We start from the raw sequence: 25562 nt of genomic DNA, 5'->3' as shown, positions 1-25562 counted from the left end.
TCTTGAATTTCGCAGAGGGCAGTCTTAGAAGCAAACTTCTTCGTCGCCAGCGGCGCACCGCCCTCGTTCGTGAGGCGTATATAGTCGCCACCAATCCAAACTGTCAACACACTTCACCAAAGTTTTTGAACTTTTTGCGACAGAAATTTCGGGCCCGCTTTGTCGATAGCCGGCTGCCCCAGGGGAACAGCGTTCAAGACGGGCGCCGGCCACGAAGGAGCCCTATTGCCGCCGCATTGCCGTTCGACACCAAGGCCAACAAAAGAGGCCATGGCACAGCCGTGCAATGGCCTCCTTTAGGAGCCACGCAAGCCGGCGCGCGACGAGCCTTATAGAGAAGGCACGCCGCCCTCTTTGCAGAGCGCTCTATAGAAGAAGTGCCTGGGGGGGAATTCGACCGGGGCCTGGGGCTTCGTTGACTTAACCTGCCGTGACAGGCAAATGTCATGGCCATAACAAAAGCGACAAGCCGTTCCGCCCGGGGAAGAAGCAGCCTTTCTGGATGCCAGATACGGAAGATGTCATAGCCGAACTCGGCAATGAGCCGCCGCTTATCGCGGATGGCCGCAGTGGCCCGCCCGATCGGCGCGAGGTTTCTGCGCGCTGGCTGTCGGGAACATTCCTGACGGGCGTGACCTCGAGCGTGCTGATGGGCGTGGCGCTGTTCGCCGCCCTCGACGGGCGCCAGCAACTGGCGACGCCACCCGAAATCGCGGAACTGATCGGCCTTTCCAGCAATGGCGATTCCGGTGAGGTGGCCAAGACAACGAGGCTTGTGGCGCCGCGTCAGATCGCCAAGGCCAAGGACCGCCGCCGCATGGAAGTGTCGATGGTCACCAAGGTTGGCGACCGCGACGTCATCCACACAATGCCTTTCGTGCAGATCAAGATGGCGCTCGCCGCGGGCCACACCACCAGCCGGCCCTACCCGCCTTTCGACCCGATGCAGGTGTTCGGCGACGACGGTGACGACGCTCCGGCGCAACCGGCGGCGGCCTCCGCCGCCTCCGGCCAGATCTATGGCGCCAAGGTCGAAAGCGAGATGAGCCTGAAGACCGTCGACTTCCCGATCGAGACGGCGGCCTTCGACGAGAAGAGCGATCTGTCCGCCGACGAGGTGGAAAAGGTGGTGCGCGACGCCGGCACCGACCTTAGCGACGGCGCCGTGCAGGTCGCTTCACTCCACTATGTCGATCCGCAGCGATTCGGCGAAGCCTTCGCCGAGAGCATGGCCGGCTCCTATGACGTCAAGATCGTGCCGGAAAACGTCTCGGTGTCGCCGCGTGCTGCCACTGACGACCAGGCGCCGGCTTTCGCCGAGGAAATCATTCCCTTCACCAAGGACACCGACCTCACCGAGGCCTTTGCCGATTCGGGTTATACGGGCGACGACGCCACCGGCATGGCCGAAGCGATCGCCAAGCTGTTGAACGCGCCGACGCTGAAAGCCGGAACCGTGCTGCGCGTCGGTCTCGAAGTCCATGGCGACGCCGCCAAGGTCGTGCGCACCAGCGTCTACGACAGGACCACCCATATCGTTACCATCGCGCTCGATGACCGCGGCCAGTATGTGCCGGCGCAGGAGCCGGATCCCAATCCCGAATTGTTGACGGCATTTGACGATTCGTCGGCGCCGGTGGTGGTGCGCGGCAACCTGCCCACTGTCTATGACGGTATCTACCGCACCGCCTATTCCTACGGCATGTCGAAGAAAATGACCCAGCGGCTGATCAAGCTGCTGGCATCTGGCGTCGACTTCCAGTCACGACTCAATCCGTCCGATCGCCTCGAAGTGCTGTTCTCGCAGCCGGACGGGGATGACCAGACCTCCGACGATTCGGAGCTCCTCTATGTCTCGGCGAACTTCGGCGGTACGACGCGCAACTTCTATCGCTTCCAGATGCAAGACGGCAGCACCGACTATTTCGACGAGGATGGATCGAGCGCCGAGCAGTTCCTGCTGCGCAACCCGCTGCCCAACGGAAGATTCACCTCCGGCTTTGGCGCGCGCAAGCATCCTATCCTGGGGTATGTCCGTATGCACACGGGCACCGACTGGGCCGCCCCGATCGGATCCCCGATCATCGCCGCCGGCAATGGCGTCGTCGAGAAGGCCGGTTGGGCTGGCGGCTATGGCAAGCAGATCATCCTGCGCCATGCCAATGGCTACGAAACCTCCTACAACCACCAGAGCGCCTTTGCAAAAGGCATCGAGCCGGGCGTTCGGGTTCGCCAGGGCCAGGTCATTGGCTATCTCGGCCAGACTGGTCTTTCCACCGGTCCGCATCTCCACTACGAGCTGATCGTCAACGGCACCAAGGTCGATTCGATGCGTGTTCGGCTGCCGGTCGGCAAGGTGCTGAAGGGCGACGACCTCGTCGCCTTCAAGCGCGAGCGCGAGCGCATCGACGACCTGCTGAAGCAGGAAGAAGGCAATTCGCTCAAGGTCGCGAGCGCCAAGATCGACGGCTAGAGCGATTCACCGTTTCCCGAGGGAAAGCGCTACGCGCTTTGCCCGGAAAAACCGCTCACACTTTTCCTGGAATGCTCTGAACCTTGGCCAGCCCGGCATCGGCGAATCAGTTTCGCGACGAATCAGCTGACGATTCATCGGTGTGGCGCGGCCAGGGCAGCGTCTGACCCGAAACGGTAATCCATGCGATGATCGCGGCAAGCAGGCAGAGCACGGCGGTCGTCAAGGATATGGCTGAAAAGGCCATGTCGCTGGCAGCAAGCCGTGTTGCTTCGAGTTCGGGCGGCAGGCCTGTCGATACCGGTTCGCCAAACCCCGGAATGCCTGGCCTGACCCTGGTGTCGAGCATCGTTGAATAGACCCAGGTGGCAAGCGAGCCCATTGCCGCCACCGCGATCAGGCCACCAACGCGCGAGACGGCATTGTTGATGCCGGAGGCAGCCCCCGTATCCTTGTCTTCCACCGCCGTCATGATCGCGGTGGACAGTGGCGAGACGACCAGCGCCATGCCGAGGCCCATCAGCGCCATCAGCGGAAATATTCCGGTCCAGAAATGGTGGATGCCGGCACGGGCGAGCAAGGCAAGTCCGGCGAAGGCGAAAGCCACGATCAGGCTGCCGCAGGCGATCGGGAAACGCGGTCCGATCCGGTCCGACAACTGCCCGACCGGTCCCGACAGAAGGGCGATCGATGCCGACAGCGGCAGGAAGATGAAGCCGACCTCCGCCGTGCTCAGTCCCCAGCCGGCGATCAGCAGCATCGGCAGATAGAAAAGATTGGCCGACAGCGCGAAATAGAGGAAGAAGGTCGCCACATTGGCACCGGCAAAAGCGCCGATGCGAAACAGGCTGAGATCGATCATCGGCTCGCGTCGCCGGTGTTCGAACAGGATGAAGACCACAAGCAGTACCGCGCCGGCGGCAATGCTCGGCCCCGCCATATTGCCCTCGCCGCTCGAACTCATCGAGGTCAGCCCATAGGCGAGTGCGCCGAACGCCAATGTCGCGAGCGCACCCCCGCCGAGATCGAGGCTGCGTTTTTCCGTCGCCGCATCGGCCGGGATCTTGACGAGCAGCAAGTAGATCGAGATCAGCCCGAGCGGCAGGTTGACGGCGAAGATCGCCCGCCAGATGCCGGCGCCGAAAGCCGACAGCACCAGGCCGCCGAGCACCGGCCCGAGGGCCGTGGTCAGCGCCGAGGCGGCGGCCCAGATGCCGATTGCACGGCCGCGCTCCTTTTTTGGATAGGCCTTGGCGATGATGGCGAGGCTGCCCGGCACCATGATCGCCGCACCAATACCCTGGACAGCGCGAAACCCGATCAGCACGACAGCATTCGGCGCCAGCGCGCAGGCGAGCGAGGCAACGATGAACAGCGCGATGCCGGCCACGAAGGCACGGCGCAGCCCGAACCGGTCGCCGGCGGCGCCGCCGGCAAGGATCAGCGCCGAAAGCGTCAATGCATAGGCATTGGAGATCCACTGCGCCTCGGCAAGGCTGGCGCCGAGGTTGACACGGATCGCCGGCATGGCGATGGCCAGGATCGAGCCGTCGATGAAGCCGAGCGCCGAGGCCAGGATCGCCGCGATCAAGACGAATCGCCGCTGCGATTGCGGACAAAAGGTTCCGTTCGTGACCGGGCTGGTCAGCGGGACGGCGGCGGCTTCATTGGGCGAATGCATGCCACCTCACTTAGACCCCAAGCGCGCCGGCAACAACCGGCCAGCAGCTTGCAGTCCTTGAAACCAGCCAATTGGCCAGGATGCGTCCCGTGCTGATGCAAACGCCGGCAGTCATGCTAAGTTTTCCGGAAGAACGGCAGCCGGGGGCAATCAATGAAACGTCCACTTGAAGCGTCGGCGGAAGGACGCGGCCGCATTGTCGGCATCACCGACGGCGTCTTTGCCATCGCGCTCACGCTCATCGTGCTCGAGATCAGGGTGCCGGCGCATGAGAGCGTGCATTCCGAGCACGATCTGCTCGTCGCCATCGCCTCATTGGCACCGCGCTTCCTGACTTATGCCTTGAGCTTCCTGACGCTGACCATCTTCTGGTTCGGCCAGCAGGCTCAGCATGGGCTGATCGCCAAATCCGACAGGCGTCTTGCCACGCTGAATCTCTGCTTTCTCGCCTTCATCGCGCTCTTGCCGTTCTCGACCGACCTTCTGGCGGACTTCCTCGAATTCAGGACGGCGGTGCTGGTCTACTGGCTCAACCTGCTGATGCTCGGCGTCACGCTGTTCGCCAGCTGGCGCTATGCGGAAAAGAACGGCTTTGTCGCCGAAGATGTCGATGCCGAAACGAAGCGCACGGTCTATCTGCGCATCGTCAAGGCACAGATCCTGTGGGCGGTCGGCGCGCTGCTCTGCCTGGTCACGCCGTTGCTCAGCGTCGGCTTCATCCTGGTGGTGCAGCTGATCTATGCCGCCGCGCCGCGCGGCTCATTGCTGCGCAAAGTCATCGGCTGAAGGTCCGCCGACAAACTCCACGGTGACGCCTGGCGACACCAGCTTGGCGAGTTCGCGCGCATCCCAGTTGGTCAGGCGCACGCAGCCATGGCTTTCGGTCTTGCCGATCTTCGACGGCTCGGGCGTTCCGTGGATGCCGTAGGTCGGCTTGTCCAGGGCGATCCACACCGAGCCGACGGGGCCGTTGGGGCCTGGCGGAATGGTCAGGATCTTGTCGTTCTGGCCCTGCTTGAAGTTGATGTTCGGATTGTAGGTGTAGTTCGGGTCGAGCGCGATGCGCGACACCGCGTGGATGCCGGTGGGCGACGGCGTGTCGGACGAACCGATGGTCGCGGGATAGGCAGCGACCAGCTTGCCGCCCGCATCGTAGGCGTACGCTTCCTTCCTGGTCTTGTCGGCGACGATGCGCGCGACCGGCGTCGAGACCAGCTTGCCGAAATTGGCGACCTTGATGATCGTGCCGGGACGGTTGAAGTCGAGGCCCTTGTTGATCGACTTCAAATAGTTCTCGTCCATGTGGAAGCGCTCGGCCAGCGCCTCGGTGACGGAGGTGTAGCCCATGCGGTCGAGCTGCGCCTTCTGGCTGTAATCTTCCGGGATCGAGGCGACATAGGGGCCAGCCGCATCTTCCGCTGTGATGGTGTAATTGGCGAAAGCATCGCCGCCCGATTGCGCGAGCGCTGCCTGGATGCCGACTGTGTCCGTCGATTTCAGATTGCTGCCGGTGATCTGGTTATAGGCGGCCAGGGCCTTATCGACATTCGAGCCGAAACGCCCATCGATCACGCCCGGCGAAGCGCCGCCGCGGTCGAGCAGCACCTGCAGCGCCGCCACGTCCTGGCGCACGCCGAGCGACAGCGACGGATCGACGGCGGCCTTGCCGCGAGTATCAGGCGGCAGGGAAGCCTGCGTATCCGGATTGACCTGCTCTACGTCCGGCTGCGCAGGGTCTATCGCGGCCTCGTCTAGCGGCTGGCGCTTGATGGCGCCCGGCGTTGCCGTTGGCGCATCGGGATAGCTGTTGTCGTAATTGCCGTCGTCCTGCGGCGCCGGCGGATAGGCTTCGACCGAATTGTCGCCATAGGGGTCGTATTCGTCCGCCGGCGGCGGGATGACCCGGCCTTCCTCTTCCAACTGCTTGCGGCGGAAGCGCGCCATGTCTTGTGGATCGTCGAGATAGTAGCGGTCATCATCGGTGGGAGCCCGGCCCAATTCGCGCAACCTTGTCTCGCGGCGCAGTGCACGCCGGTCAAGCCGCGTCTGCGGCGGCTGGATGGCGATGACCTTGCCGGTGTCGGCATCGACGATGACGCGGTTGCCGCGGGCGTCGTAATAGATGTCCAGATTTCCGTCCTGGGCCACAAGAATGCCGCCATCATCGGTGGCGCGCGCAACCTTTGGTGCACTGTCCTGCGCCGGCGCGGCAAGCGCACCGAAAGACACAAGCCCGGTGGCAAGCGCCGAAAGGGCAAAGATCGTGCGGAACATCGTGGCCAACTCTCCGGTCCCTAATTGCCGCCGCCCGGCATTGTACACTGGGCGAACCCCTTCGCCAGCAAACCAGTTACCCCACCCTATGGTTCCAATATGAACCGGGCATGAAGATGGCGGTTTTTCGGCGCACCGACGAATACTCGCTAGCTTGCGAGCCCCAATTCCTTGCGCGCCTGCTTGGTCAGCTTCAGGGCGACAAGGCGATGGCTCTCGCGCAAATAATCCTCCAGCGCAGCATCATCCATGCTCTGGCTTGTCCGACGCTGGATCCACTTCATGCCGCGCGAGGCAAGGTAGGGCGCGGGCCGCAAACCCGGCTGCTCCCTCAGCACGTCATAGGCGATGTCGGAACATTTGAAGGTGACGAAGAGCTGTTGGCCCTGATCCCAACCGCCGATCGCAAACACCTTGGTGCCGACCTTCCAGACATGGGCGCCACCCCACTGGACGACGTGGTTTACCGCGGGCAGTGAGGCGCAGAAGCCATTGTAATCGTCCAGCGTCATCCGCCCTCCACCCTCAACATGAAACACCGCGCGTCCAGGATGGACGCGCGGCGTTGAAATCAGGCCGCCGCTTCGGTCGCGACGACCGTCGGCTTCGAGCGGAAGTTCAACCGGTCGGAACCGGAGGTGACCTTGACGGTCGAACCGTCGAGAATCTCGCCGAGCAGGATCTTCTCCGCCAGCGGATCCTGCAGTTCCTTCTGCATCACCCGCTTCAGCGGCCGCGCGCCATAGGCCGGGTCGTAGCCCTTGGCCGCCAGCCACTCAATCGCCTCGTGATCCAGCGACAGCGTGATCTTGCGATCGACGAGCAGGCTTTCCAGCCGCTTGAGCTGGATTTCGACGATGCGGTCCATGTCCTTGCGGCGCAGCCGGTGGAACAGGATCACCTCGTCGACGCGGTTGAGGAATTCCGGCCGGAACGATGCCCTGACCACGCCCATCACCTCGTCGCGCACGGCATCGACATCCTGGTCCTCGCCGAGATTGACCAGATATTCGGCGCCAAGGTTCGACGTCATGATGATCAGCGTGTTGCGGAAATCGACCGTGCGGCCCTGCCCATCGGTGAGCCGGCCGTCATCGAGCACCTGCAAGAGCACATTGAAGACATCGGGATGCGCCTTCTCGATCTCGTCGAACAGCACGACCTGATAGGGCCGGCGCCGCACCGCTTCGGTCAGCGCGCCGCCTTCCTCATAGCCGACATAGCCGGGAGGCGCGCCGATCAGCCGGGCGACCGAGTGCTTTTCCATGAACTCCGACATGTCGATGCGCACCATGGCGCTGTCGTCGTCGAACAGGAAGCTTGCCAGCGCCTTGGTCAGTTCGGTCTTGCCGACGCCCGTCGGCCCGAGGAAGATGAACGAGCCGATCGGCCGGTTCGGATCCTGCAGCCCGGCACGGGCACGCCGCACCGCCTTGGAAACGGCTTGCACCGCCTCGCCCTGGCCGACGACCCGCTTGCCGATCTCGTCTTCCATGCGCAGCAGCTTGTCACGCTCGCCCTGCAGCATCTTGTCGACTGGAATGCCGGTCCAGCGCGAGACGATATGGGCGACGTGGTCCGGGGTGACCACTTCCTCGACCATGCCGGCCTTGCCGTCCTGGGCTTCGGCTTCCTTCAGCTTCTTCTCGAGTTCCGGGATCTTGCCATAGGCAAGCTCGCCGGCGCGCTGGAACTCGCCCTTGCGCTGGGCAATGGCAAGCTCGTTGCGTGCCTCGTCGAGCTGCTTCTTCAAGTCGGCCGCAAGCCCGAGTTTCTGTTTCTCGGCCTGCCACTTGGTTGTGATCTCGGTCGATTCCTCCTCAAGGCCGACAAGTTCCTTCTCCAGGCGGGCGAGCCGGTCCTTCGAGGCATCGTCCGTCTCGACCTTCAGCGCCTCGCGCTCGATCTTGAGCTGCATGATGCGGCGGTCGATCTCGTCCAGCGCCTCGGGCTTGGAATCGACCTGCATCCTCAGCCGCGAAGCGGCCTCGTCGACCAGGTCGATCGCCTTGTCCGGCAGGAAGCGGTCGGCGATATAGCGGTTGGACAGCGTCGCCGCCGCCACCAGCGCCGAGTCCGAGATACGCACCTTGTGGTGCTGCTCGTATTTTTCCTTCAGGCCGCGCAGGATCGAGACGGTGTCCTCCACCGTCGGCTCATCGACAAAGACCGGCTGGAAACGGCGGGCAAGTGCCGGATCCTTCTCGACATGTTTTCTGTATTCATCGAGCGTGGTCGCGCCGACGCAGTGCAGTTCACCGCGCGCCAGCGCCGGCTTCAGCAGGTTCGACGCATCCATCGCGCCGTCCGCCTTGCCGGCGCCGACCAGCGTGTGCATCTCGTCGATGAACAGGATGATGTTGCCATTGGCCGACGTGACTTCGGAGAGCACGGCCTTCAGCCGCTCCTCGAACTCGCCGCGATATTTGGCACCGGCGATGAGTGCGCCCATGTCGAGCGCCATCAGCTGCTTGTCCTTCAGCGATTCCGGCACGTCGCCATTGACGATGCGCAGCGCCAGGCCTTCGGCAATCGCCGTCTTACCGACGCCCGGCTCGCCAATCAGCACCGGATTGTTCTTGGTGCGGCGCGACAGCACCTGGATGGTGCGGCGAATCTCGTCGTCACGACCAATGACCGGGTCGAGCTTGCCGGCGCGCGCGTCGGCCGTCAGGTCGCGCGCGTACTTCTTCAGCGCGTCATAGCCTTGCTCGGCACTCGCCGAATCGGCGGTGCGGCCCTTGCGGACATCATTGATGACCTGGTTCAGCGCCTGCGCGGTCACGCCGGCCTTTGCCAGTATGTCGGCGGTCTTGGCCGACTTTTCCATGGTGAGCGCCTGCAGCAGCCGTTCGACCGTGACGAAGCTGTCGCCGGCCTTCTTGGCCAGTTCTTCGGCCGTCGAGAACACCTTGGCCAGCGGCTGCGCCAGGTAGAGCTGGCCGTTACCGCCCTCCACCTTCGGCATTGCCTCGAGCGCCGTCTCGACGCCGAGCTTGACGTCGCGGACATTGCCGCCGGCGCGTTCGATCAGCGACGCGGCCAAGCCCTCGTCATCGTCGACGAGCACCTTCAGAATGTGTTCGGGGGTGAATTGCTGGTGATTGCGGGAGAGCGCCATGGTCTGCGCGGACTGGATGAAGCCGCGCACGCGCTCGGAGTACTTCTCAAGGTTCATATCTGTCTCCTTCCATCACCGGCCCGCTTTGCGGCACCGGATCAGATTGCGGTGACGGACCCGCCCATTCGAGCCGGATCCTGTTCAGCCGAGATATGGTGCATAGGCCATGCCGTCTCAAGGCGCCTTGATGTCGGTCAATGCATAATATTCCACGTCAGCCGAAACGAAAACGGCGGAGATTTCTCCCCGCCGTTCAACGTCTTGAAATGCCGTTCGATCAGTTGTCGATGTCGACGATCGCTGGCTCAGCATTGCCGCTATCGGCCGGGGCCGCGGCCACCTCGCCCGCATCCGCATTGTCGCCACCGCTATCGACCTGGTCGGCATTGGTGCGCGGACGGCGCGGACGGCGCGGACGACGGGCAGCGCCGCTCTCGGCTGCCGCCTCGTTGAGCTCGGCCTGGGCGGCAAGAGCCGCCGGCGAAAAACTCTCGAACAGCGGCGCCGGCTCGGCGACGGCAACGGTCTCGGCCGGTGAACCAGGCTCTAGCTGCACCTCCGCCTGTGCCGGGGCTTCGTTGCGCTGCTGGCCGCCTTGCTCGGTCGGTGACGGGTAATCACGCTGGCCATAGCCGCCATTTGGGCGGCGATCGCGGTGACGCCCGCCATTGTTGTCGCGGCCACCATTGTTGCGCCCGTTGTTGTCGCGCCCGCCATTGTCGCGCCCACCATTGTCGCGATTGTCGCGGCCGTCACGGTTCAGTGCGACCTCGGCCGGCATGCCCTCGATCACCGGCTGCGGACCGGCGCCATGGTTGATGACAGGAATTTGCGGATCGGAGACGGTGTTGCCCCCATTGCCGGCGCCATTGTTGCCGGCATTGTCGAAATCGTCGCGATCTTCATCGCCGTCATCGTCGAAATCGTCACGGTTTTGCTGGACGTTCTGGATCGGCATCTGCGCCTGCGCGGCGGCAATGATGCGATTGTAGTGTTCGGCGTGCTGGAGATAGTTCTCCGCCATGACCCGGTCGCCGGAGCTTTGCGCGTCACGGGCCAGGGTAGCGTATTTCTCGGCGATCTGCTGAGCCGATCCACGGATCTTCACATCCGGGCCGTTGCTCTCGTAGTTGCGCGTCAGGGGATTCGGGCCCTTGCGGTTGTTGTTGTTGTTATTGTTGTTGCCACCGCCGCCGCCATTGTTGTTGCGACCGCGCATGCGCCTGTTCTGCTGTTGTGGCCTCATTCGACTCTCTTCATCTTGAAATTTTCGAAAACTCGTTACGAACGGAGGCGCTCATGCAGCCAGCCGTTTCGTTTCTTCACCGGCGTTCGCCCGCATCAATTGCGTTGGCGCCACGTGCCATCCTGTTCCGGTTACATCACTTGCCGGACGATTCCCGCACGAAGCTTGGGCGTCGTTTGCGCAAGAAGGCAGCTATTTCCAAGGAGGACCGAATCGCTAAGAGCACTGCCTGCTTCGTCTCATCCGGTTGAGGCGACCCTAGCCGCATTCCCTGGTATTGCCAAGCGGTTTTTTCGCACTGCGTCAAGGCTTATCCCCATTGAAAGACAAGAACCCTGTCGTTTCCGCCGAGATCACGCAAAGCAGCAGCCGATGCATAACCAGCCGCCTTGAATATATCCGTAACCTCGTTGCGTTGCGTATGGCCGATCTCGACCGCAATCCTGCTTTCGGCTTCTAGAAACCGTGCCGCCTCGGCGGCAATGATCCTGTAGGGGTTCAGCCCATCCACGCCGCCATCCAAGGCTTGGCGTGGGTCGAAATCGCGGACCTCGTCCTGCAGATTTCCAATGTCTCCTGACGGTATATAGGGAGGGTTTGCGGCAATTACATGGTATCGGCCGGAAACTTTTTCGAACCAGTCCGACTGCACCGTCGTGAACCTGGCCTCGAGTCCGAGTTCCCCGGCATTGCGCGCCGCCGTCGCCAGCGCACCGGCGGAAATGTCGACACCGGTGGCGGTCGCGGCCGGCACGGCACTCAGCAGCGCCAGCGCGATCGCTCCCGTCCCGGTGCCGAGATCAAGGATGCGGCAGGCCCCCTCCCGCGCGGCCATTGCCTTGACGAAAGGCAGCACGGCCTCGACCAGCGTTTCGGTATCCGGCCTCGGCTCGAGCGTTTCCGGCGACAGCAACAGGCGCAAACCGTAGAATTCGCGGTAGCCGAGGATGCGGTGCACCGGTTCGCCACCCGCCCGGCGTCTCAGGGCGGCATCGATCGCGGCGATGGTGTTGCTGTCGATCATGCGTTCAGGATCGGCAATGGCCTGCGTGCGCGTCGTGCCGGAAAAATGTTCGACGATCAGCCGCGCATCGAGCGCCGGATCGCCGACCCCGGCCGCCATAAGCCTGGCCCGCGCTGCCCGCAGCAGCGGCCCCAGCGCCTCGGGCAGAGGGTCAGCCATCAAGGCCGATATCGGCCAGCAGCTTCGACTGGTGATCGGCGATCAGCGCGTCGATGATCTCGTCGAGCTCGCCCATCATCACCCGGTCGAGCTTGTAGAGCGTCAGGTTGATGCGATGGTCGGTGACGCGGCCTTGCGGGAAATTGTAGGTGCGGATGCGCTCCGAACGGTCGCCGGAGCCGACCTGCGATTTGCGCGATTCAGAGCGTTCCTCATCTGCCTTGCCGCGCTCCAGGTCATAGAGCCGGGCGCGCAGGATCTGCATGGCCTTCGCCCGGTTCTGGTGCTGCGACTTCTCCGCCTGCACCACCATGATGCCGGTCGGCAAATGGGTAATGCGCACCGCCGAATCGGTGGTGTTGACGTGCTGCCCGCCGGAGCCCGAGGCACGCATCGTGTCGATGCGGATGTCTTCGGCGCGGATTTCGATGTCGACCTCTTCCGCTTCCGGCAGAACGGCCACGGTCGCCGCCGAGGTGTGAATGCGCCCACTGGCCTCGGTCGCCGGCACGCGTTGCACGCGATGAACGCCGGATTCGAATTTCAGATGGGCAAACACGCCCTTGCCCGAGACGGTGGCGATGATTTCCTTGAACCCGCCGGCATCGCCGTCGCTGGCCGACACGGTTTCGAACCGCCAGCCGCGTTCGGCGGCATAGCGCTCATACATGCGAAACAGGTCGCCGGCGAAGAGCGCCGCCTCGTCACCGCCGGTGCCGGCACGGATTTCGAGGATGGCGTTCTTGTCGTCGGCGGCATCCTTGGGCAGGAGCAGGATCTGGATATCCTTCTGCAGCGTTTCGATACGCTCCTCCACGCCGGGCAGATCCGCCTCGGCGAGCGCCCGCATCTCGGCGTCGGTGCCCTTGTCGGCAAGCATTGCCTCGAGGTCGGCCTGCTCATGCTCGGCCGAGCGCAATTCCCTGACCTTGGCCACCATGTCCTGCAACTCGGCATATTCCGATGCCATCCTCACATAGGCATCCGGCGCCGGGCCGGCCGACATCTGCGCTTCGAGCATCTCGAAACGCTTGACGACTTGATCCATACGATCGCGGGGCAAATTGACCATGAGGGGGACGCTACAACGGAATCGAGCGGTCGTCGGCGAAGGCCTGCAGCAGCGCCCGCATCGGCAACCCCTGTGCCGGCGCCATCAGATTGTCGTCGAAGAACGCCGTCAGCTCATCCAGCGGCAGTTCCGTCAGCATCGCCTTGACCGGTCCGATCGAGGCCGGCGACATCGAGATCGAGCGGAAGCCAAGACCGATCAGCGCCATCGCCGAGATCGGCTTGCCGGCCAGTTCACCGCACAGCGTCACCGGCGTGTGGTTGCGGATGCCGGCGTCGGCGATCTGCTTGAGCACGCGCAGGAACGGCGCCGACAACGTGTCGAAGCGGTTGGCCAGTTGCGTGTTGCCGCGGTCGACCGCCATGACGAACTGGAACAGATCGTTCGAGCCAACCGAGACGAAATCGACCGCCTTCATCAATTCGTCGAGCTGGAACAGAAGCGACGGCACTTCCAGCATCGCGCCCAGCTTGAGGCTGGTCGGCAGATGATGGGCGAAACGCGAGAGATGCCGCACCTCGCGGTCGATGATTTCGCGCGCCTGGGCGATCTCGCCAAGTTCGGTCACCATCGGCAGCATCAGCTTGAGCTCGCGCCCGCCGCTGGCCTTCAGCAGGGCGCGGATCTGGGTGCGCAGCAACCCGGGCCGGTCGAGCGTCAGCCGGATCGCCCGCCAGCCGAGCGCCGGGTTTTCTTCCTGGATGGCGCCCTTGAAATAGGGCAGCACCTTGTCGCCGCCGATGTCGATGGTGCGGAAGGTGACAGGTTTGCCGCGCGCGGCCTCCAGCACGTCGCGATAGAGCTTCTCCTGCGCCTCGGCGCGCGGAAACGTCGAGGCGACCATGAACTGCAGTTCGGTGCGGAACAGGCCGATGCCGGCAGCGCCCGATTCGGCCAGTTGCGGCAGGTCGACGGCAAGCCCGGCATTCATCAGGAGATCGACTTGCACGCCGTCCCTGGTCGTCGACGGCTTCTTGCGCAGTTCGCGATAGACCTCTTGCCGTCGGGCGCGGAACCGCACCTTTTCGGCATAGGCCGCTTCGAGATCGGACTGCGGCCGCAGATGAATCGTGCCTTCCTCGCCGTCGACGATGATGGCGTCGCCGTTTTCCGCCATGGAAACGGCGCCCTTCATCTGGCCGGCGACCGGAATGCCCATGGCGCGCGCGACGATGACGACGTGGCTGGTGGCGGCACCATCCTCGAGCACCAGCCCGCGCATTTTCTCCCTGGGGTAGTCCAGCAGCTCTGCCGCGCCCATCGAGCGGGCGACGATGATGGCGTCCTTTGGCAGCGAGGCCGCGACATCTTCCGGCCCGCGGCCCATCAGCTGGCGCAAGAGCCGGTTGGCGAGGTCGTCGAAATCGCTCATCCGCTCGCGCAGATAGGGGTCGGTCATGTGCAGCATGCGGGCGCGCATGTCGCTCTGCACCTTTTCCACGGCCGCCTCGGCCGTCAGGCCGTTGCGGATCGCCTCCTCCAGGCGCCGCACCCAGCCGCGGTCGTTGGCGAACATGCGGTAGGCTTCCAGCACCTGGCGATGCTCGCCCTCGAAGGCGACGTCGCGGCGCTCCAGCATGTCGTCGATGGAGAGCCGCAGCGAACCGAGCGAGCTCTCCAGCCGCCGGACCTCTTCCTCGCTGTCCTCATTGAACAGATTGGTAACGACGATGCGCGGCTCATGCAGCACGACATGGCCTAGCCCGACGCCGTCGTTGAAGGACAGGCCGGTGAAACTGACGGGCCGGCGCAGGTCGAGTTCCAGCCCAGGCCGGGTCAGCCGCGCCAGATCGCCGGTGGCGATCATCTCGGCGATGACCATGGCGGTGGTTTCCAGCGCCTCGACCTCGTCGTCGCGATAATGGCGCATGGTCTTGTTCTGCACGACCAGGACGCCCAGCGTGCGCCCGGCCCTGAGCACCGGCACGCCAAGGAAGGAATTGTAGATCTCTTCCCCGGTCTCCGGCAGATAGGCGAAAGCCGGATGTTCCTGCGCATTGGACAGATTGAGCGGCCGCGCGCTGGCCGCGATGGTGCCGACCAGGCCTTGCCCGAGCCGCAGCTGCGCCAGGTGGACGGCGTTCGGGTTCAGACCCTCGGTGGCGTAGAGCTCAAGCACGGAATCGGCGCGCAGCACATAGAGCGAGCACACTTCCGCGACCATGTTGGAAGCGATGTCGCGCACGATCCGGTCAAGCCGCTCCTGCGGCTCCAGCGGCTCTTGCATGAGCTCGCGGAGCCGTTTCAGCAAAACGCGCGGGCCGCTGGCCTGGTCACGCATCGCGGCTTCTTCTCCAATGAAACACTTGCCGGCGCAGTTTCCGCCGCTGCCGGCATGCGCGCAACAACTGATTCAGTCTTGCTACTGCTTATCCAGACCGTAGACGGAATGCAAAGTGCGAACCGCAAGTTCGGTGTATGGACCGTCGATCAGTATCGAAATCTTGATCTCGGAGGTGGTGATGGCGCGGATATTGATCGCCTTCTCGGCCAGCGCCTTGAAAGCCGTGGCGGCGACACCGGCATGGCTCCTCATGCCGATGCCGATGACCGAAACCTTCGACATGCCGGCTTCCGACTGCACGACATCGTAGCCGACCTCGGCCTTCAGCCCGTCGAGCACGGCCAGCGCCTTGTCGACGTCACCCGAAGGCACGGTGAAGGTCATATCGGTGAACTTGCCGTCCTCGGAGATGTTCTGGACGATCATGTCGACATTGATGTTGGCCTCGGCCAGCGGCCCGAAAATGCCGGCGGCGACGCCAGGGCGGTCGCCGACGCGGCGCAGCGAAATCTGGGCCTCGTCCTTGGCGTAGGCAATTCCGGTGACGACCTGCTGTTCCACGATCTCTTCCTCGTCGCAAATGAGCGTTCCCGGAGGATTGAGCAAATCCCCCATTCCGGGCGCGTCGGGATCGTCGAAGGACGACCGCACGAAGGTACGCACCCTGTGCACCATGGCAAGCTCGACCGAACGCACCTGCAGAACCTTGGCGCCGAGCGAGGCCATTTCAAGCATTTCCTCGAAGGAGATCTTGGCCAGCCGCCGCGCCTTGGGCTCGATGCGCGGATCGGTGGTGTAGACCCCGTCAACGTCGGTGTAGATGTCGCAGCGGTCTGCCCTGACCGCCGCGGCGATGGCGACCGCGCTGGTGTCGGAACCGCCGCGGCCGAGGGTCGCGATGCGGTTGTCCGGCCCGATGCCCTGGAAGCCGGCGATGACGGCCACCTGGCCCTCGCCGAAGCGCTTGATCAGGAAGGCGCCGTCAATGTCGAGGATGCGCGCCGCGCCATGCGCGTTGTCGGTCTTGATCGGGATCTGCCAGCCCTGCCAGGAGCGGGCATGTACGCCCATGTTCTGCAAGGTGATGGCCAGCAGGCCGGCGGTGACCTGTTCGCCGGAAGCGACGACCGCGTCATACTCGCGTGCGTCGTGCATCGGCGAGGCCTCGCGCGTCCAGCCGACCAGCTCGTTGGTCTTGCCGGCCATCGCCGAAACCACCACCGCCACCTCATGGCCGGCATCGACCTCGCGTTTGACGTGACGCGCCACATTGCGGATGCGGGCGATGTCGGCGACGGAGGTTCCGCCGAATTTCATCACGATACGCGCCATGGGAGCGAAATGCCTTTGACTGAAGCCGGCCAGGAGCCGAAAACGAAGGAAAGCGCCCGGCTGGCGCCGGCCGCTGAATGCGCGGCCTCCTTAGCCAAATGCTTTGGGTTTCGCAAGGCTGGCGGCGGAATGCCGGCTTCAAGAAGACGGCATATTGCCATCCAGGCCAGCGCCGCGTACCAAATGCTGCCCGCGGGGGGATTTCCTTTTGGCTCGGCATAACAGATGATTGCTCGTCTTCGGCGCGCCATGCGGTTGCAATCGCTGCCGCTTGTCGCCGGCTTTGCTGTGCTGACGCTGATCGTCGGCACCCGCGCGCTGCTCGTCGAGGGACAAAGGGCCAATCGTGCCGCCGCGCGCGAGACAATCGAATACCAGCAACAGCTTTCAGGGCTGCTTTCATTGGCGCAGGAAGCCGAGGCAGGCCAGCGCGGCTATCTGCTGACCGGCGAGAAATCCTATCTCGAACCGTACCAGAAGGCTGTCGACGCAATTCCGGGCCAACTTGCCCACATCGATGCCATGACATCGTCCAATGATCAGCTCGCCCCGCAGATCAGCCACATCAAGGATGCGCTGGCGCAAAAGCTGGCTGAAATGTCCGAGACCATCGCCCTCTACGACAAGGGCGATGCGTCAAAGGCGCTGGAACTCGTCCGCGGCGGCCAGGGCAAGGCCGCCATGGACGATATCCGCGCCAGCATAGACACGATCCGGCGCATCGGCGCCGCCGACATCGCCGCGCGCGATGAACACACGGACCAGGCCGAGGCCTGGCTGCGTGTCGGTTCGCTTGCGGCCCTCGTCGCGATCTTCCTGCTCGGCGCCTACACCATCCGCCAATCCCGCCGCCGATTCCGCGAGGTCGCCACGGCCCAGGAAGAGCTGATGCGCAAGAACATCGAGCTCGGCAACGAGATCGACACGCGCGAGAAGGCCGAATCCCAGATTCGCCAGATGCAGAAAATGGAGGCGGTCGGCCAACTGACAGGCGGCATCGCCCACGATTTCAACAATATGCTGGCGGTCATCCTCAGCGCGATGAACCTTGCCCAGCGCAAGCTGAAGCGCGGCGAGAATGACATCGAGAAATTCATCGAGGCCGCGACGGATGCGGCCAACCGTGCCGCCAATTTGACCTCCCGGCTGCTTGCCTTCTCGCGCCTGCAGCCGCTGGCGCCGCAGGTGGTCGACACCAACCGGCTGTTGATCGGCATGTCCGACCTTCTGCACCGCGCGCTCGGCGAAGGCATCCGCGTCGAAACCGTGCTGGCGGCGGGCCTGTGGAAAACCTACGCCGACCCCAGCCAGATCGAGAACGCCATCCTCAACCTTGCCGTCAATGCCCGTGACGCCATGGACAATGACGGCCAATTGACCATCGAGACCGCCAACAGCCACCTCGACGACGCCTACGCCGCGACGCATGCCGAAGTCACGCCAGGCCAATATGTGATGATCGCGGTAACCGACACCGGCACGGGCATGTCGCCCGAGGTCATCGCCAAGGCGTTCGAACCCTTCTTCACGACCAAGCCGGTCAACAAGGGCACGGGACTTGGGCTCAGCCAAGTGTTCGGCTTCGTCAAGCAGTCGGGCGGCCACGTCAAGATCTACTCCGAACCGGGCCAAGGCACGACGATCAGGATCTATCTGCCCCGGTTTTTCGGACCGGAGGAGCCGGCGGCACCCGCCGGGCGCGGCAAGAGCGCCGCCAGGGTCACCGGAACGATCCTCGTCGTCGAGGACGACGCCCGCGTACGGGCCGCCACGACAGAGGCCATGCGCGAACTCGGCTACACGGTCATCCACGTCGGAAGCGGCCAGGAGGCCCTTCAGCAGCTGGCGGCGACATCGGATATCGCCCTGCTTTTCACGGATATCGTCATGCCTGTGATGAACGGCCGCAAGCTCGCCGAGGAAGCGGTCGCACGCCAACCCGGTCTGAAGGTCATCTTCACCACCGGTTTCACCAGGAATGCCGTCGTCCATAACGGCGTGCTCGACCATGACGTGCACTTCCTGGCCAAGCCGTTCACCATCGAGCAACTCGAAGCCAAGCTGCGCGACGTGCTGGACGCAAAATAGGCCGCGCCAGAACGTCCTTCAGCCTGAGGCAGTCACGCTTGTCCACAGGCCGGGATAGTCGGCGACGAAGCCGTGCGGCGAGACACCAAGGATCTCGTCATAGCCGAACACGGGCGCGCTGTAGGCGTAGCGGGTCTCGTCGAGACGCCGATAGCTTTGCTCGAGAAGCACCATGTCGAGCGTTGGAAAGCTCAGATAGGCGGCTGGAGCGGGCGTCGCCTCGCCGATGCCGAGGTCGAACCGGCGTATCGCCAGCAGGTTCGATGCCGGCGTGAAGCCGAGGTCGACGTCGACAAGGCCGGCAACGCCCCGCTGAGGCTCGCCGTTCAGCATCCACTCGCCGTCGGCACGTCGTTCAATGGCATAGTGCAGCTCGCGCATGCCGAGAAAACCATCGACCCGCGCCGATCGCGTGAGCCAGCCGGCGTCGCAAATCACCTCATAGGCAAGGCAGCATGGCTTGCCGTCCTGGACGAAGATGGCCTGTCCCTGGAGGCTGTGCCCGCCATCGGCTTGCGACAGCAGACAGGCGTCGTGGCCCTCCACATCCAGCCTGCGCCAAAGGATCGAAGCCGTCATGACCTTCATCGTGCACTCCTTCGAATCCAAACGATGCCCCTCATTCGCCAGCCGGCCAATTGTGTTTCACCGCCGCGGTCGACAACTGACATGCCCTGACAGGATGCTGTGCCCTGTCGGCAGAGGAAAATTGTTGCCTTGACTTTCCCGCCTACACGCCCGACTTCCTAGCGTTCGAGGAGACCAACCAATGCCAGAAGCCCGACGATCGACGATCGATGCCGGAGAAGTGGAACGCTTTTCCGCCCTTGCCGCCGAATGGTGGAACCCGAACGGCAAGTTTCGTCCGCTGCACAAATTCAATCCGGTCCGGCTTTCCTATATCCGCGACCAGATAGCGACGCGCTTCGGTCGTGACCCGCGTGCCGCGCGGCCGTTCGAGGGGCTGCGCATCCTCGATATCGGCTGCGGCGGCGGTCTTTTGTGCGAGCCGATGGCGCGTCTTGGCGCCGAGGTCGTGGGAGCGGACGCCTCCGAGACAAACATCGAAGTGGCGAAACTGCACGCAGCCGAGGGCAATGTGATCGTCGACTACCGAGCCACAACTGCCGAGGATCTTGCCGACGCCGGCGAAACATTCGACGTCATCCTCAACATGGAAGTGGTCGAGCACGTCGCCGACATCGATCTGTTCGTCGCCAAATGCGGCCAGATGGTCCGCCCCGGCGGCATCATGTTCGTGGCCACCATCAACCGCACGCTGAAGGCGCTGGGGCTCGCCATCATCGGTGCTGAATATGTGCTGCGCTGGCTGCCGCGCGGCACTCACCAGTTCGGCAAGCTGGTGCGCCCGGAAGAACTGGAGAAGGCGCTCGACGGCGCCAGCCTGACGGTCATCGACCGTACCGGCGTCACCTACAATCCGCTTGCCGACCGCTGGGCGCGGTCGAAGGACATGGACGTCAACTACATGGTGCTGGCGGAGAAGGGATCCGTCTGATCCGGCGCACTTTTCCTGGAATTTCCTCCAAGGTGTGTCGGGATTGAGGTCAGGCCGAGTCGAAAATGGTGGCTTCCGAGAACCGGAGCGGAGCGCATTTTTGGCTACGCGAGCACCGGCCTTAGGCGTCGAGTGGCCGATAGCCTCCGCGCCAGTAGATCAGCGCCTGGCCGGCATCGCGGGTGCGCACCGCCTCGACCGAACCGATGACGATGGAGTGCGTGCCGCGGTCGATCATCTCGTCGAGGCTGCAGTCGAAGGCGGCCACCGCGTCCGAAAGCAGCGCGGCTCCGGTCTTCAGCGTCACCCATTCGGCGCCCTCATAGCGGTCCTTGCCCTTGATGCCGCCAAAGCCGGAGAAACGCTCCGCCACGGCTTGATGCCGAGGTCCCAGCGAATTGACGCCGAAATGCCCATAGCGCTCGATAACCGGCCAGGTCGATGACGATCGGTTGACGCAAGCGATCACCTTTGGCGGTTCGGCCGACAGCGAGACCACCGAAATGACGACAAGGCCGGACCGGTCGTCGCCGACACCGGCGGTGATGACGCTGACATTGCCGACGATCAGCCGCATGGCGGCGCGGAAGTCGGCGACGCTGACCGAAGCTTCAGTCATGGACATTGCCTCTTCGCTTTTTTGCTAAGCCGCCGACTGCATCGCGGTCGGTGCGATGCGGATGCCTCTCTCTTCGAGAATGGGGAGCACGGTGTCGCGGAAATAGGGGAATTCCTCGACATAATCGACGAAGGACAGTGTCGAGCCGCGAAAGCCTGCCGCGTGCAAGGCGGTGATCCCGTCGGCGACCTGCTCGGGCGTGCCGGTGAGCGGGAAGCCGCCATGGCCCGCCGCCATGCGGTCGCGAATGAGCGCCAGAAGATCATGCGGGAACGACTGCGCATGGGCGAACTGCAGCCGAACCAGATTGTCGACCGCCGCCCAGTCGGCGTTGGCGCGGCCGAAATGTTCGAGATAGTCCTTGGCTTCCTTTTCGGTCGGCCGGCAGACGACATGGGCAAAGGTCAGCACGTCGACTTTGCTGCCGGCGGCCCTCGCCTGCTCCTTCAGCGCAATGATCTCATCCTTGGAGCGCGCCAGTTCGATTGCCGGCGTGAACAGGAAATCGGCGTTGCGGACCGCGAATTTGCGGCCCTCCTCCGACCCGGCGGCATTGAGGATCGGCAGCCGAGACGACGGACGCGGGTCGCCAAGCACATTCTTGAGCTTGAACCAGGTGCCGTCCCAGTCGAAGGCTTCCGTGCGCTCCCACAGCGCCTGGACAATATCGAACCATTCTTGGGCATAGCCGTAGCGCGTGACATGGTCATCGGGCAGTGTCAGCCCTAGCGCCTCATATTCCGGCTTGTTCCAGCCGGCGACGATGTTGAGCCCGATGCGCCCGCGGCTGATCTGGTCGATGGTCGCCAGTTGCTTGGCGACGACCACCGGATGGTTGGCCGCCGTGTGGGTGGTGGCGAAGACCGTGATGTTGCGGGTGAGCGCCAGAAGCCCGGCCGCCCAGGTGATCGTCTCCAGCACATTGCCGTGGAAATTCGTCTCGCCGCCATAACCGATCCAGCGCGCGATCGGCAGCATGAAGTCGATGCCGGCCTCGTCGAGCAGATGCGCCAGCCGCAGATTGTTGTCCCAGGAACTGGCCCAGCGCTCGGGAACCTTGGTGACGGTCATGCCGCCGGAACAATTGGACGCGAAAGTGCCGAGAAAGAAGGGTTGCGCGTGAGGCGCGGTCTTGTCGAGCATGCTCATTGCCGTGTTCTCCTCATTTTTTGATTATAATTTATAATAGAAAGTCTATCATAAATTCATGTGGACGCAATCACCGGGATCAGCGCATGCTGACGGCAGGGGACAGGCAGATGAACGAACGGCGCAAATCTTTGGAAACACAGGCCGAACTGCTGGATCGCGGCTGGCATCTGGCGCGCACGCCGCTGGAGATCGACGTCACCGAAGTCGAGTACGCGCTGATGCGCTCCTACGAGGCGTTCGGCCATTGGCAGGCTGAATGCCTAGCCACGGTCATCGAATTTTCCGCCAGCGGACCCGAGAACGCGCTGCTCCACATCATCCGCATGAACGACCGTCCGAAAAGCGTGCGCGATCTTGCCCAGATGACCAACCGCGACGACATCCCCAACATCCAGTACAGCCTGCGCAAACTGCTGAAGGGCGGTTTGATCATCCGCACCGGCAGCGGCAGGGCCGGCGTCACCTACGAAGTGACGCCGCTCGGGCATCGCGTGACCGAGCGCTACGCCGACATCCGCTCCGTCCTGCTCATCGATGCGGTGACGCGCATTCCCGAAATGGCCGACAAGCTTGAAGATGTCGCGCGCACGCTCGAACTGATGACCGGCATCTACGAACAGGCGGCGCGGGCCGCCGCCACGCACCGCCGCCGGAACCCAAGGCCGGAGCCCGGCGGCGACGCCGACGGCGGCGGAAAACTCTGACGACGTTTACGCAGGCTGCGGCTCCGCGACGACCTGGCTCTGCGCCTTCGTGGTGATGAAGACGCCTGCGGTGATGATGGCGGCGCCGGCCCAGGTCAGCAACTGATAGTGCTCGCCAAGGAAGATCGTGCCGGCAAACAGGCCGACCGCGGCCGCCACATAGCCGATCTGGCTGAGATAGACCGGGCCGCCGACCGACTGCAGCCGGAAGAAGAAGGCAAACATCGCAGACGCCGATGCTACCTGCGCGATGACGACCAGCGGCACGCCTCCGAGCGGCGCGAAGGCCTTGATGCCGAACAGAGCGAGAATGCCGGCGAGCAGCAGTGTCGCCGACGCCAGATGGCTGCCGACGGCAAGCTCGATCGGGCCGGTGCCTTCCGGCCAGTCGACGGTGCGGTAGATGTTGCCGGCGGCAAGGCTGACCGGGATCAGCAGCCCCATCACCACCCAGAACAGATCGGCCGGCTGGCCGGCCTCGCCGCGCGTCGCCGCCACCATCACGGCGCCGACGAAACCGACGGCTATGCCTGATATGCCCAGCATGTTGGGGCGCCGGACGCGCAGCAGGATCGAGAACACCAGCGTGACGACAGGCGACAGCGTGAACATGATGCCGGTATAGCCGGCGCCCAGATGCGGGATGGCCGAGAACATCAAGAGATTGGGGACGGCATAGGACACGGCGGCCGTGACGAGGAAATAGCGCAGTTTGTGCGCGGTGAGCCGGATACGCTGCCCGCGCAGCAAAAGCACGCACAAAAGCACGCCGCCGGCGCCGAGCGAAATGACGAAAGCCCAGACCATGGCCGGCACGCCGGCTGCCGTGGCGAGCTTGCCGAAGGGCAGTGTCAGGCCGAGCAGGCCGCCGGTGACGACCAGCAGGCCGAGCGCCGAATCCCAGAGAAATTCCATCGGATGGTCCCGTCACTCAATCGTAAAATTTGGCACTTGCGGCGCTTGGCCGGTGCTGTACCTTAAGATAAGATAACGCAAAGATTCTTAACGTCAAGATATTTAACGGTGAGACAGATGGATCGCGCGGCGAAGGCGATCGAGCAGTGGAAACGGGAGCGGCCGGACCTTGATGTCTCGCCGATGGGCGTGCTTGGGCGATTGAACGAAGCCTCGTCGTTGATCGCGCGTGATCGCCTGGCTCCGCTGTTTGCGCAATTCGGATTGCAAGCCGGCGAGTTCGACGTGCTGGCAACGCTGCGCCGCTCAGGCTCACCTTACGCGCTGACGCCGACAGATCTCTACGAAGCGACCATGGTAACCTCAGGCGCCATGACCAACCGGCTCGACCGATTGGAAAAGGCCGGATTGATCCTGCGCGGCCCGCACCCCAACGACCGGCGCGGCATCGTCGTGCAGGTTACCGAGAAGGGTCTCGCCTTGATCGACGAGGCCCTGACCGCCCACGTCGCCAATGAGCACGAGATCCTCGCGGGCCTGACGCCTGCGGAACGGGAAACGCTCTCGCACCTGCTTGAGAAATTGATAGGCAGCGTGAGCTGAACCTCAGTTGCGGTCGTCGGGAAACACCGGGATCGGCATGAAATCGACGCCATCCTCGGCCAGCCCCTTGGCCTCTTCCAGCGTCGCCTCGCCATAGATGCCGCGCGGGTCGGTTTCGCCGAAATGGATTTTTCGCGCTTCCTCGGCGAATTTGTCGCCGACATAGTCGGCATTCTCGCGCACCTTCTCGGCCATCGCCTTCAGTTGCGCCAGGGCCTGTTTCTGCGCCTCGCCCATGGCGAGCGCTATGGTCTCCTGCTTGCGCGCCGTGGAAACAGCGGGCGCCATCAGGGCCTTCTCTACCTTGTGCGAGCCGCAGCTCGGGCAATCGACAAAGCCACGCTTCTTCTGGGTATCGAAATCGTCATTGCTGCGGAACCAGCCCTCGAACTCGTGCTCGTTCTCGCAGATCAGGGTAAAGCGGATCAAGAGGCAGCACCCCTGAGTCGCGGCGCATCCACCGCGCCGGCATTGATGGTGAAATCCCGCGCATTCTTCAAATTGGGGATCTTCTTGCGCGCCGCAAGCGACTGCGCCGGGTCGATCTCGGCGACGATCACCGCTGGCTCGTCATGCGCGGCTTCGGCGATGATGCGCCCCCAGGGATCGACGATCAACGAATGCCCAAACGTCTCGCGGCCGTCCTCGTGCAGGCCGCCTTGCGCGGCGGCGACGACAAAGGCGCCGTTCTCGATGGCACGGGCCCTGAGCAGCACATGCCAGTGCGCCTCGCCGGTCTGTCGGGTGAAGGCGGCGGGCACGGTCAAAACATCGGCGCCAGCCAGCGCCTCGGTGCGGAACAGTTGCGGGAAACGCAGGTCGTAGCAGACCGCAAAGCCAAGCTTCGCGCCCGCTACCTCGGTCACGACGGCCTCGGTGCCCGGTTCGTAGGCCGCAGATTCGCGCCAGCTCTCGCCATTGTCGAGGTCAACGTCGAACATGTGGATCTTGTCATAGGTGGCGAGCGTCGCGCCGTCCGGACCGAACAACAGCGCCCGGTTGGCGAGCTTGCCGTCGGCGCGCAGGAGGGCGGTCGAGCCGATATGCAGGAAGACGCCGAGTTCGCGCGCCAGTCCGCGCCCAGTCGCGACGATGATGTCCTTGTCTTCGGAGGTGAAGGAGGAGGCGCGCGCCTGCTTGTCGCGGATCAGCGCCCCGGTCATTTCCGGCGTCTGGATATAGGTCGCGCCCTGACCGGCCGCCTCCCGCACCAGCCGTTCGAGATCGACCGCATTGCGCTCGGGGCTTTCACCGGAACGCATCTGGACCGCCGCAGCCTTGAAAACACCCATCGTC

General features: G+C 63.8%; 21 protein-coding genes. 6 read left to right on the top strand and 15 right to left on the bottom strand.

Annotated elements, in window-relative coordinates; genetic code table 11:
• The first annotated feature begins 502 nt into the window (after positions 1-502).
• Positions 503-2473 carry a M23 family metallopeptidase gene (locus tag CK226_RS24315; protein WP_179296398.1) on the top strand — a complete coding sequence of 657 codons (1971 nt, stop codon included), beginning with the start codon at positions 503-505 and terminating at the stop codon, positions 2471-2473.
• A 106-nt stretch (positions 2474-2579) separates the two neighbouring features.
• On the opposite strand, the gene CK226_RS24310 is transcribed toward CK226_RS24315, so the two are convergent.
• Positions 2580-4154: an MFS transporter gene (locus tag CK226_RS24310; RefSeq protein WP_095787842.1), complete on the bottom strand. Its 1575-nt coding sequence runs from the start codon at positions 4152-4154 to the stop codon at positions 2580-2582.
• Between the two features lie 153 nt (positions 4155-4307).
• Between CK226_RS24310 and CK226_RS24305 the strand changes: the two genes are divergently transcribed.
• On the top strand, positions 4308-4940 hold the full coding sequence (locus tag CK226_RS24305; protein ID WP_095772320.1) for a TMEM175 family protein: 633 nt from the start codon (positions 4308-4310) through the stop codon (positions 4938-4940).
• Here CK226_RS24305 and CK226_RS24300 read toward each other — a convergent pair.
• The 8 genes from CK226_RS24300 to CK226_RS24265 form a co-directional block, all read right to left on the bottom strand.
• The gene (locus CK226_RS24300) at positions 4914-6428 is read right to left on the bottom strand and encodes a L,D-transpeptidase family protein (protein WP_095793262.1); all 1515 of its coding nucleotides are present in this window, start codon (positions 6426-6428) and stop codon (positions 4914-4916) included. The two genes, CK226_RS24305 and CK226_RS24300, sit on opposite strands and share 27 nt — an antisense overlap.
• A gap of 149 nt (positions 6429-6577) precedes the next feature.
• Entirely contained in the window at positions 6578-6940 is a 363-nt protein-coding gene (locus CK226_RS24295; RefSeq protein ID WP_095787845.1) for an MmcQ/YjbR family DNA-binding protein, read from the bottom strand.
• A gap of 59 nt (positions 6941-6999) precedes the next feature.
• Positions 7000-9606, bottom strand: coding sequence for an ATP-dependent chaperone ClpB (gene clpB / locus CK226_RS24290; protein WP_095772317.1), 2607 nt, complete (start codon positions 9604-9606; stop codon positions 7000-7002).
• Between the two features lie 220 nt (positions 9607-9826).
• Positions 9827-10795: a DUF4167 domain-containing protein gene (locus CK226_RS24285; protein ID WP_095793261.1), complete on the bottom strand. Its 969-nt coding sequence runs from the start codon at positions 10793-10795 to the stop codon at positions 9827-9829.
• A 310-nt stretch (positions 10796-11105) separates the two neighbouring features.
• Positions 11106-11978 (bottom strand): peptide chain release factor N(5)-glutamine methyltransferase, encoded by an 873-nt coding sequence (prmC, locus tag CK226_RS24280; RefSeq protein WP_095787846.1) that lies wholly within the window; start codon positions 11976-11978, stop codon positions 11106-11108.
• The gene (gene prfA / locus CK226_RS24275; protein ID WP_095793260.1) at positions 11971-13050 is read right to left on the bottom strand and encodes a peptide chain release factor 1; all 1080 of its coding nucleotides are present in this window, start codon (positions 13048-13050) and stop codon (positions 11971-11973) included. The genes prmC and prfA overlap by 8 nt, the downstream gene beginning before the upstream one ends.
• Before the next feature lie 10 nt (positions 13051-13060).
• The gene (gene ptsP, locus CK226_RS24270; RefSeq protein ID WP_019861345.1) at positions 13061-15331 is read right to left on the bottom strand and encodes a phosphoenolpyruvate--protein phosphotransferase; all 2271 of its coding nucleotides are present in this window, start codon (positions 15329-15331) and stop codon (positions 13061-13063) included.
• An 81-nt stretch (positions 15332-15412) separates the two neighbouring features.
• Entirely contained in the window at positions 15413-16666 is a 1254-nt protein-coding gene (locus CK226_RS24265; RefSeq protein WP_095793259.1) for an aspartate kinase, read from the bottom strand.
• A 249-nt stretch (positions 16667-16915) separates the two neighbouring features.
• Here CK226_RS24265 and CK226_RS24260 point away from each other — a divergent pair, with 249 nt between their 5' ends.
• Positions 16916-18754: a CHASE3 domain-containing protein gene (locus CK226_RS24260; RefSeq protein WP_095793258.1), complete on the top strand. Its 1839-nt coding sequence runs from the start codon at positions 16916-16918 to the stop codon at positions 18752-18754.
• A gap of 18 nt (positions 18755-18772) precedes the next feature.
• On the opposite strand, the gene CK226_RS24255 is transcribed toward CK226_RS24260, so the two are convergent.
• Entirely contained in the window at positions 18773-19342 is a 570-nt protein-coding gene (locus tag CK226_RS24255; protein ID WP_095793288.1) for a putative glycolipid-binding domain-containing protein, read from the bottom strand.
• A gap of 181 nt (positions 19343-19523) precedes the next feature.
• On the opposite strand from CK226_RS24255, the gene ubiG reads away from it, so the two are divergent.
• Entirely contained in the window at positions 19524-20273 is a 750-nt protein-coding gene (gene ubiG / locus CK226_RS24250) for a bifunctional 2-polyprenyl-6-hydroxyphenol methylase/3-demethylubiquinol 3-O-methyltransferase UbiG (RefSeq protein WP_095772310.1), read from the top strand.
• Between the two features lie 121 nt (positions 20274-20394).
• Here ubiG and CK226_RS24245 read toward each other — a convergent pair whose 3' ends face one another.
• Positions 20395-20892, bottom strand: a complete 498-nt coding sequence (locus CK226_RS24245; protein ID WP_095787850.1) for a flavin reductase family protein — start codon at positions 20890-20892, stop codon at positions 20395-20397.
• Between the two features lie 24 nt (positions 20893-20916).
• On the bottom strand, positions 20917-22041 hold the full coding sequence (locus CK226_RS24240; RefSeq protein ID WP_095793257.1) for an LLM class flavin-dependent oxidoreductase: 1125 nt from the start codon (positions 22039-22041) through the stop codon (positions 20917-20919).
• A gap of 110 nt (positions 22042-22151) precedes the next feature.
• Between CK226_RS24240 and CK226_RS24235 the strand changes: the two genes are divergently transcribed.
• Positions 22152-22748, top strand: coding sequence for a winged helix DNA-binding protein (locus tag CK226_RS24235; RefSeq protein ID WP_179301118.1), 597 nt, complete (start codon positions 22152-22154; stop codon positions 22746-22748).
• A 6-nt stretch (positions 22749-22754) separates the two neighbouring features.
• Here CK226_RS24235 and CK226_RS24230 read toward each other — a convergent pair whose 3' ends face one another.
• Complete coding sequence (locus tag CK226_RS24230) at positions 22755-23663, bottom strand: DMT family transporter (protein ID WP_095793255.1); 909 nt, start codon at positions 23661-23663, stop codon at positions 22755-22757.
• Between the two features lie 117 nt (positions 23664-23780).
• On the opposite strand from CK226_RS24230, the gene CK226_RS24225 reads away from it, so the two are divergent.
• Positions 23781-24266, top strand: a complete 486-nt coding sequence (locus tag CK226_RS24225) for a MarR family transcriptional regulator (protein ID WP_095793254.1) — start codon at positions 23781-23783, stop codon at positions 24264-24266.
• Between the two features lie 3 nt (positions 24267-24269).
• Here the strand turns inward: CK226_RS24225 and CK226_RS24220 are convergent, their stop codons facing one another.
• Together CK226_RS24220 and CK226_RS24215 are read right to left on the bottom strand one after the other, a co-directional pair.
• Positions 24270-24695 (bottom strand): DUF1178 family protein, encoded by a 426-nt coding sequence (locus CK226_RS24220; protein ID WP_095793253.1) that lies wholly within the window; start codon positions 24693-24695, stop codon positions 24270-24272.
• Entirely contained in the window at positions 24692-25558 is an 867-nt protein-coding gene (locus CK226_RS24215; RefSeq protein WP_095793252.1) for a carbon-nitrogen hydrolase family protein, read from the bottom strand. Before CK226_RS24215 ends, CK226_RS24220 begins: the two co-directional genes overlap by 4 nt.
• Between the last annotated feature and the right edge of the window lie 4 nt (positions 25559-25562).

The sequence above is a fragment of the Mesorhizobium sp. WSM4311 genome, from assembly GCF_002295115.1.
Lineage (GTDB): Bacteria > Pseudomonadota > Alphaproteobacteria > Rhizobiales > Rhizobiaceae > Mesorhizobium.
The sequence above is the reverse complement of the archived record's forward strand: the minus strand, read 5'-3'. Positions and strand labels throughout refer to the sequence as shown.

What these genes read in the sequence shown, in the direction of transcription:
- ptsP (WP_019861345.1), bottom strand. Translation starts at nt 15,331, where the DNA reads ATGCGTGACCAGGCCAGCGGCCCGCGCGTTTTGCTGAAACGGCTCCGC.
- CK226_RS24310 (WP_095787842.1), bottom strand. Translation starts at nt 4,154, where the DNA reads ATGCATTCGCCCAATGAAGCCGCCGCCGTCCCGCTGACCAGCCCGGTC.
- CK226_RS24305 (WP_095772320.1), top strand. Translation starts at nt 4,308, where the DNA reads ATGAAACGTCCACTTGAAGCGTCGGCGGAAGGACGCGGCCGCATTGTC.
- CK226_RS24300 (WP_095793262.1), bottom strand. Translation starts at nt 6,428, where the DNA reads ATGTTCCGCACGATCTTTGCCCTTTCGGCGCTTGCCACCGGGCTTGTG.
- CK226_RS24225 (WP_095793254.1), top strand. Translation starts at nt 23,781, where the DNA reads ATGGATCGCGCGGCGAAGGCGATCGAGCAGTGGAAACGGGAGCGGCCG.
- CK226_RS24245 (WP_095787850.1), bottom strand. Translation starts at nt 20,892, where the DNA reads ATGACTGAAGCTTCGGTCAGCGTCGCCGACTTCCGCGCCGCCATGCGG.
- ubiG (WP_095772310.1), top strand. Translation starts at nt 19,524, where the DNA reads ATGCCAGAAGCCCGACGATCGACGATCGATGCCGGAGAAGTGGAACGC.
- CK226_RS24255 (WP_095793288.1), bottom strand. Translation starts at nt 19,342, where the DNA reads ATGAAGGTCATGACGGCTTCGATCCTTTGGCGCAGGCTGGATGTGGAG.
- CK226_RS24260 (WP_095793258.1), top strand. Translation starts at nt 16,916, where the DNA reads ATGCGGTTGCAATCGCTGCCGCTTGTCGCCGGCTTTGCTGTGCTGACG.
- CK226_RS24315 (WP_179296398.1), top strand. Translation starts at nt 503, where the DNA reads ATGCCAGATACGGAAGATGTCATAGCCGAACTCGGCAATGAGCCGCCG.
- CK226_RS24285 (WP_095793261.1), bottom strand. Translation starts at nt 10,795, where the DNA reads ATGAGGCCACAACAGCAGAACAGGCGCATGCGCGGTCGCAACAACAAT.
- CK226_RS24215 (WP_095793252.1), bottom strand. Translation starts at nt 25,558, where the DNA reads ATGGGTGTTTTCAAGGCTGCGGCGGTCCAGATGCGTTCCGGTGAAAGC.
- prfA (WP_095793260.1), bottom strand. Translation starts at nt 13,050, where the DNA reads ATGGTCAATTTGCCCCGCGATCGTATGGATCAAGTCGTCAAGCGTTTC.
- CK226_RS24265 (WP_095793259.1), bottom strand. Translation starts at nt 16,666, where the DNA reads ATGGCGCGTATCGTGATGAAATTCGGCGGAACCTCCGTCGCCGACATC.
- CK226_RS24235 (WP_179301118.1), top strand. Translation starts at nt 22,152, where the DNA reads ATGAACGAACGGCGCAAATCTTTGGAAACACAGGCCGAACTGCTGGAT.
- CK226_RS24240 (WP_095793257.1), bottom strand. Translation starts at nt 22,041, where the DNA reads ATGAGCATGCTCGACAAGACCGCGCCTCACGCGCAACCCTTCTTTCTC.
- CK226_RS24295 (WP_095787845.1), bottom strand. Translation starts at nt 6,940, where the DNA reads ATGACGCTGGACGATTACAATGGCTTCTGCGCCTCACTGCCCGCGGTA.
- CK226_RS24230 (WP_095793255.1), bottom strand. Translation starts at nt 23,663, where the DNA reads ATGGAATTTCTCTGGGATTCGGCGCTCGGCCTGCTGGTCGTCACCGGC.
- clpB (WP_095772317.1), bottom strand. Translation starts at nt 9,606, where the DNA reads ATGAACCTTGAGAAGTACTCCGAGCGCGTGCGCGGCTTCATCCAGTCC.
- prmC (WP_095787846.1), bottom strand. Translation starts at nt 11,978, where the DNA reads ATGGCTGACCCTCTGCCCGAGGCGCTGGGGCCGCTGCTGCGGGCAGCG.